At 54.4% G+C, this 6,722-nt stretch carries 5 protein-coding genes; all 5 read right to left on the reverse strand.

Features of this window, described 5'->3' with window-relative positions; all coding sequences use genetic code 11:
* Nucleotides 1-227 precede the first annotated feature (227 nt).
* The gene (gene ribF, locus HZ297_RS11060) at nucleotides 228-1,175 is read right to left on the reverse strand and encodes a bifunctional riboflavin kinase/FAD synthetase (RefSeq protein ID WP_178863725.1); all 948 of its coding nucleotides are present in this window, start codon (nucleotides 1,173-1,175) and stop codon (nucleotides 228-230) included.
* 170 nt (nucleotides 1,176-1,345) lie between these two features.
* Nucleotides 1,346-2,878, reverse strand: coding sequence for a murein biosynthesis integral membrane protein MurJ (murJ, locus tag HZ297_RS11065; protein ID WP_178863726.1), 1,533 nt, complete (start codon nucleotides 2,876-2,878; stop codon nucleotides 1,346-1,348).
* 113 nt (nucleotides 2,879-2,991) lie between these two features.
* A complete protein-coding gene (locus tag HZ297_RS11070) occupies nucleotides 2,992-5,403 on the reverse strand; it encodes a diguanylate cyclase domain-containing protein (RefSeq protein ID WP_178863727.1) in 2,412 nt (803 codons plus the stop codon).
* Between the two features lie 40 nt (nucleotides 5,404-5,443).
* Nucleotides 5,444-6,418 (reverse strand): ABC transporter substrate-binding protein, encoded by a 975-nt coding sequence (locus HZ297_RS11075; protein WP_178863728.1) that lies wholly within the window; start codon nucleotides 6,416-6,418, stop codon nucleotides 5,444-5,446.
* 211 nt (nucleotides 6,419-6,629) lie between these two features.
* A partial coding sequence (locus tag HZ297_RS11080) for an IS3 family transposase (protein ID WP_178862052.1) occupies nucleotides 6,630-6,722 on the reverse strand: 93 nt, incomplete at its 5' end.

Raw genomic sequence — 6,722 nt, forward strand, 5'->3', positions numbered from 1 at the left:
CAAGACTCTCGCCTTGGTCACTCGTTAAAACTGTTAAAACTATTCGGTCTTTTTAAACCACAGAGAGCACGAAGAACACGAAGTTTTCCAGCGGTCGCCCACTTTGCGTTCAGTCAACGTCGGTTGTCATTAAACACAAACTGGACTTCAAATCAGGCTTTTACTTGGCCATTGAATCTTCGTGTTCTTCGTGCACTTCGTGGTTAACTAGACATTCAATTTGTCGCTCAAGCACCCGCCAAGCCAAAATAGGCACGCGCCTCGGCCGCATCCTCGGCAATCTGCGCTTTCAGCGCTTCTAAGCCGTCAAACTTCATTTCCGCACGGATAAAATGCCGTAAGCTCACATCCACATGGCGGCCGTAAACCTCTTCGCTCCAGTCGAACAGATGCACTTCGATGGAGGGGCGGTGGCCGTTGACGGTCGGACGCACGCCGATATTCGCCACCCCCGGCCAGGGCCGGTCGGCCAGGCCGTCTACCGTCACCGCAAAAACGCCGGATACCGGCATCTGCAGGCGTTTGGGATTCAGATTCAGGGTTCTAAAGCCCAGCTTTCTGCCCAACTTTTGGCCGTGAATCACCCGGCCGCTGAACGTAAACGCATGTCCCAGCAGGCTTTCCGCTTCGGCCAAGTCCGGCTTGGCCAGCGCCTCGCGGATGCGCGTACTGCTGACACGGCTGTCTTCCACCGCAAAGGTCGGCCGTTCGCTGACGCTGAATCCCTTGAGTGCGCCCTGCTGCTGCAAAAACGCGTAATTGCCTTGGCGTTTCGCGCCGAAATGGAAATCGTCGCCCACCACCAGATGTTTGACGCGCAGGCTCCGGCACAAAATACGTTCCACAAACTCTTCGGCTGTCAGCGCCGCAAAAGCGGCGTCAAACCGGATGCACACCACATAATCGATATGGGTTTGTGCAAACGCCTGCAATTTCTCGCGCAGATTCATCAGCCGCACCGGCGCCGCCGCAGGGTTGAAAAACTCCGTCGGCAGCGGCTCAAACAGCATCACCACACTCGGCAGGGCTTTGGCTTGGGCTTGGCGAATCACCTCCTGCAAAACCTGACGATGCCCGAGATGCACCCCGTCAAAATTGCCGATGGTCAGCACACAGCCATTCTGCAAAGCGGCTTTAAACGGTTCCAAATTGTGCAGGCCACGGATTAACTGCATGGGTCCGATTATCTTCCGACTATCTTAGTGATTCGCTCTGTATCAGCTTGGATTGAATCGTGTGGATAAACGCCGAATTATACCGCAGTTAAACGCCCGACTTCAGGCTAACTTTTTGTAAATCGGCCAAAAAAACCGCCGCCAAAACTCAACAGGCCGGGTGCCGGGCGCTAACCTTTTTTCAATAAACGCCGCGGGTTCAGCCCCACCGCCAGCAACACCAGCGCATACAACAGCATCGCACCGCCGACCAAAGCGGCCAGCCAGCTCAAACGCTGCACGGCGCTAAAATCCAACCACGCCTGCAACGGCGGCGACAGCCACCACAAAAACAGCACCAACGCCACATTGGCCACGGCGATCTTGACCCACCAAATCGACCAACCCGCCAAAGGCGCAAAGACATGCTGCTTGCGCAGATACCAATACAGCATCCCCGCGTTGACAAACGCCGACACCGTCGTCGCCGCCGCCAACCCAACGTGCGCGAACGGAATAATCAGAATCAGGTTCAACACCGTATTCGTCACCAAGGCCACCACCGCGACCTTCACCGGCGTCTTCATATCCTTGCGCGCGTAAAACGCCGGCGCGAGGATTTTCACCAGAATAAAGCCCTGCAAGCCGAAGGCATAGGCCATCAAACTGCCGCCCGCCATGCTCACGTCGTGGTCGGTAAAGGCGCCGTAATGGAACAGCGACACGATCAAGGGTTCGGCCAACAGCAGCAATCCAAAGGTCGCCGGCAGGCCGATAATAAACACAAGCCGCAAGGCCGCATCCAGATCGGCCTGAAAACCCTGCCAATTTTCATTCGCGGCTTTTTTGGACAGGCCGGGTAACACCACCGTGGCCAAGGCGACGCCGAAAACGCCCAGCGGAAACTCCATCAAGCGGTCGGAGTAGTAAAGCCACGACACCGAACCGGTCACCAGAAATGAGGCCAGCACCGTATCGATCAGCAGATTGATCTGCGCCACCGACACACCGAACAGCGCCGGCAGCATCAGCCGCTTGACCTCGCCGACGCCGGGGTCGGTTTCGCGCGACGGATGCGGCAGCAAATCGAGCTTGTAGAGAAACGGCAAATGGAACAGCAGCTGCACCACGCCGGCCACCAACACCCCCCAGGCCAGCGCCATGACGGGGATTTCCAGCAGCGGCGACACCCACACCGCAAAGGCGATCAGCACCAGATTCAAAAACACCGGCGTAAAGGCCGGCACCGCAAAACGGTTGTAGGTGTTCATAATCGCCGACGAGAACGCCACCAACGAGATCAGCAACAGATACGGAAAGGTGATGGCGAGCATGTCGGAAGCGAGCTGGAATTTTTCGGGGTCGTCCACAAAACCGGGCGCAAATACCAGCATCCACAAGGAAGAACCGAATACGCCGAAGGCCGTCAGAATCAACAGGATGCCGCCCAGACGGAAGCTGATGGCGTTGACCAGATGCTTGACCGCTTCATGGCCGCGCTTCTCTTTGGCTTCCGCCAGCACCGGCACAAACGCCTGCGAAAACGCCCCTTCGGCAAACAGGCGACGGAAGAAGTTGGGGATTTTAAAAGCCACAAAAAAGGCGTCCGCCCCCATGCTCGCGCCGAAATAGCGGGCGATAATCATATCGCGCACAAACCCGAGCACGCGCGAAATCATGGTCATGCCGCCGACCGTGGCTGTGGCTTTAATTATACGTTTCAACTGGATGAAATCCTGAAAAGACAAAGAACTGGCATTGTATCAGAGGCACGCCCGAAACCGCCAATGCACTGGCCCTCTAAACCCGGCCTGCCCAGTTTTCCCAAGCCGAAACTTTAGGAACCGCATCCTGCCTCAAGCACTTCAAGCTGAATTCGGCTTTTACCCGCTTCTTTGGCTGCATACATGGCCTGATCGGCCGCTTGCAACAACTTCTCGGCGGTGTAATCGCCGCCACCGGCGTACAGACAAACGCCGATACTGGCAGAGACTTGCAGCGTCAGATCATTAAAAGGTACCGGTTGCTTTACGGCCTCGAGAAAACGATTCACGATCCCGATGACATCCTGACCGCTTCCCGCCTCGTGTAACAGCACGGTAAATTCATCCCCGCCAAGACGCGCCACGGTATCACCATCACGCACAGCCTCCAGAAACCGCTTGGCAATCACTTGCAGCAGATGGTCGCCGGCCTGATGACCGAATTGGTCATTGACCTCCTTGAAACCGTCCAGATCAATAAACGCCAGCGCTATCACCTGCGGCGTGCGTTTCTGCTGCAGAATGGCTTGCTCGACGCGATCGTAAAACAACCCGCGGTTCGGCAGATGGGTCAAACCATCGTAATGCGCCATTGTCTCGAGTTCAAGCTGCTGTTCCGCTATTTTCTGCTGCGTACGGCGCAACTTGACCAAACGCCAGATTTCATTGGAGAGTAACTGTACCGTCTCCACATCCAGCTCGCTGTAGGGCATTTCCTTGTTGCCGACACCGGTGAGCATCACCACTTCGTTCTGTTCAACCACCGGCAAGGAGATCATACGCCGCAGAGGTGCATGACCCGCCGGCAAGCCTTTTTTATCGGCATAGGCAGCATAGTCATTGATGACCACCGGCTTTTTGGCACGTGCCGCATCCGCCCACACACCCGCTGATTCGAGCGGATAATGTGGTTCATAATTTTCCACATGGCAGTAATGTGCCAGTGTGCGTCTTGACCAGGCCACCAACTCGATTTCACCAGAGGCCTCGTGCACGAAATGGATGAACGAAATCTGGCTGCTGGTGAGATCTTCCGCCATCTCCTGCCCTATTTGCATAAAACTCGATTCATCGTGTGTTTCCGCAAGTACAGGCAGTTTGAGTAAGGCTTCATCGCGTCTGACGCGTAAATCGAGCAGCCGCTGGTTCTCCTTGATGACATGGATATCGGTATTGGTACCGGAAATCACCCGCGGCTTTTTGTCCGCCCCCCACTCTGTGATACGCCCGCGCGCCATCACCCACAACCAATCGCCACTGATATGCTGCAGCCGCATTTCCGCTTCGAACAAGGGACTTTTGCCATCAAGATGGAGGCGGATGCTGTTCATAACCTCCTCAAAATCATCCGGGTGCACCAACTCAGACCAGCGTTCATAGGAGAACCCGGCAAAGTCTTGCGCTTCCCACCCCAGAAAGCTCGACCAGGCCGAATTGACCACAACCCGGCCGCTATCGATATGCCAGTCCCAGGTCATCGCCTGGGTCGCGAACAGCAAATTGTCCAGCTTGTTCTTCTGGACCTCGACCTTGCGTTTAAACCAGTAGGTCACGACCAGCCCGGTCAACAGCAATACAATGATCAGCGCCACTCCCAGCACTTCAGCGTTATAAACGTGCAACAATTCCCGCCAGCTCAGCATGGGAATCTCATCAAACGGCGAAAGCCGCATCTCCCGCAATATCGTTCTGAGCCGCTCGTAATCAGCCGGCGAGACAAATCCGGCAACACCCGCCTGAAGCGCCGCTGGATGATCAGAACGCAACGAATAGAGCGCGATCGAAAGCGCCTTTTTGGTTTCCTCGTTGACTTGTGCCGTGACCACAAATGGCCATTCCGGATACAGCGAGGTGGAGAGCAGATAAGGGAAATCCGGATAGTGTTTGGCATTGACAACCTGCACCCTATCAGGCTCCAAACGCCCCTGGTCAAAAAACTCTTCCAATATCCCGGTACGCACAAACCCCACTTCGGCATCGCCGCGCAAAACGGCCTGCACCACCGCGGAATTATTACCGGTCAGCAGATAATTCACCGACTCCTTGGGCATCCCCACCTTATGCATCTCGTACAGGGGCAAGCGAAAAGCTCCGGCATTGCTATAGCTCGAAATGGCCACCGTTTTACCGGCAATATCCTGCAAGCGTGCAAGTTTAGGCGAGCTGTTCAGGGCGAAAATCACACCGCCCAAAACCTCGCTTTTTTTACCTTGTCTCTCGCGTTCTACGGTGGCAATAACGCTGGTCAGTGCATTTTGGTTGCGGATGATTTCATACAGTGAGGGATTGACCAGCATAAAATCAATCCGGTTGGCGAACACCGCACGCTGAATCTCTTCGGCATCGAGCACCTGAAGCGCCACCGGATGGTTTAACGCCTCTGCCAGATAATCGCTTAAAGCGCCATAACGCTGCTCGACTTCCGCCTTGGACTCATACGCGTAGACAGCAAACTGATAAGGGGCGGCAGACGCCGTTGCGGCCATCAGCCCGACACCCCAAGCCAAGTAGACAGGCCTAAACAGCCTATTCAGGCAAAAAAGCATCGCTGAATAAATCATGGAGTTCGACATCCTGTTCGATAATCCCTTCTTTCATGAGTACGCTTTTAGCAAACTGCGCCGATTGCAGCAGGCTGGAATCCTGTTTCAGCAAAGCACGGTTGTTAAGTTCGCTTGGAAAGACAACGCCGGTAAACGACTGTTTGGCTTCTTCCAATGTTATGCCGTCTTGCGCGGCAATCTGGTACAACGCATCCATGGTATTGGTGCGCAGTCGCTTAAGCCCCTGGAAATGCGCGGCAACTAACGCCCGGACACTATCAGCGTGTGTTTCCAGACGGTCGCTTCGAACAGCCAGTACATCCACGATGGTTTCCGGCATGCTTTTGCTGTCATACAGTTTTTTCGCCCCTTCGCGCAACAGCTTGGAGACCAGAGGCTCGTAAGTAATCGCAGCATCAATCTGCTGCCTGCGCCAGAGCTCGAGTTGCACGTCCTGTCTAGCAACCGGCACTTTGATAATCTCATCTTCTCTCAGACCCGCCTCACTCAACAAGCGCGCCAAAAAAAGCGCGCCGACTGCCGAAGGTTCGTAACCGATGCGCTTGCCTTTCAAATCCTGCAACGCCACAATATCGGGTCTGGCGACGATGGCATCACCACCGGCGGAAATATCCACTACCGCCACAATCTTCAGATCCACCCCGCGGGCACGCATTACGATGACTTCATCCAGCGTGAAATAAGCGCCATCGACTTCTCCCTTTTCCAAAGCCCCCATCGATTCGGTGGCCGATCTTACGGGCTTAAGGGTGATTAACGGGTTGAGTTTGCCATCATTGGCGGTCAAATAGATCAAGCTGTAGCCAATCCAGGGGGACACCGCGATTTTGAGCGGTTTGGCGGTAGAACAGGAGAATGTCACAATCAGGCCCAGAATAGCCAGCCAACCAGCTAGCTTGAACCCATAGAGACGATACTTGAAAGGGTTGGAAAACATAAAGTCAGAACTTATCCAATATGCACTTGATGCCTCATCAGCACTGCTTGTTAGCGCTCTATGCATAATACGCAGCATTTATAGTTTCGGCAAATTATTTAACCGCCAGACTATCCCCGCCCTATCTCCTCAAGAAAAAACGCCCGCCTTTTCATTCAGGCATAAAAAAACCGGGATAAATGAAGTGACCCCAAAAACTTGGACATTTTAGTTAAGCGGTACCCAAGGCCTGATTTCGATACTCTATCGGACTCAGGCCTTTGAGTTTCTGCTTGATGCGTTTGTGATTATAGTACTCAATATA

Source organism: Thiomicrorhabdus cannonii (assembly GCF_013391695.1).
Lineage (GTDB): Bacteria > Pseudomonadota > Gammaproteobacteria > Thiomicrospirales > Thiomicrospiraceae > Thiomicrorhabdus > Thiomicrorhabdus cannonii.

Coding starts and splice junctions, on each gene's coding strand:
- ribF (WP_178863725.1), bottom strand. CDS start 1,175: ATGCAGTTAATCCGTGGCCTGCACAATTTGGAACCGTTTAAAGCCGCT.
- HZ297_RS11075 (WP_178863728.1), bottom strand. CDS start 6,418: ATGTTTTCCAACCCTTTCAAGTATCGTCTCTATGGGTTCAAGCTAGCT.
- HZ297_RS11070 (WP_178863727.1), bottom strand. CDS start 5,403: ATGGCCGCAACGGCGTCTGCCGCCCCTTATCAGTTTGCTGTCTACGCG.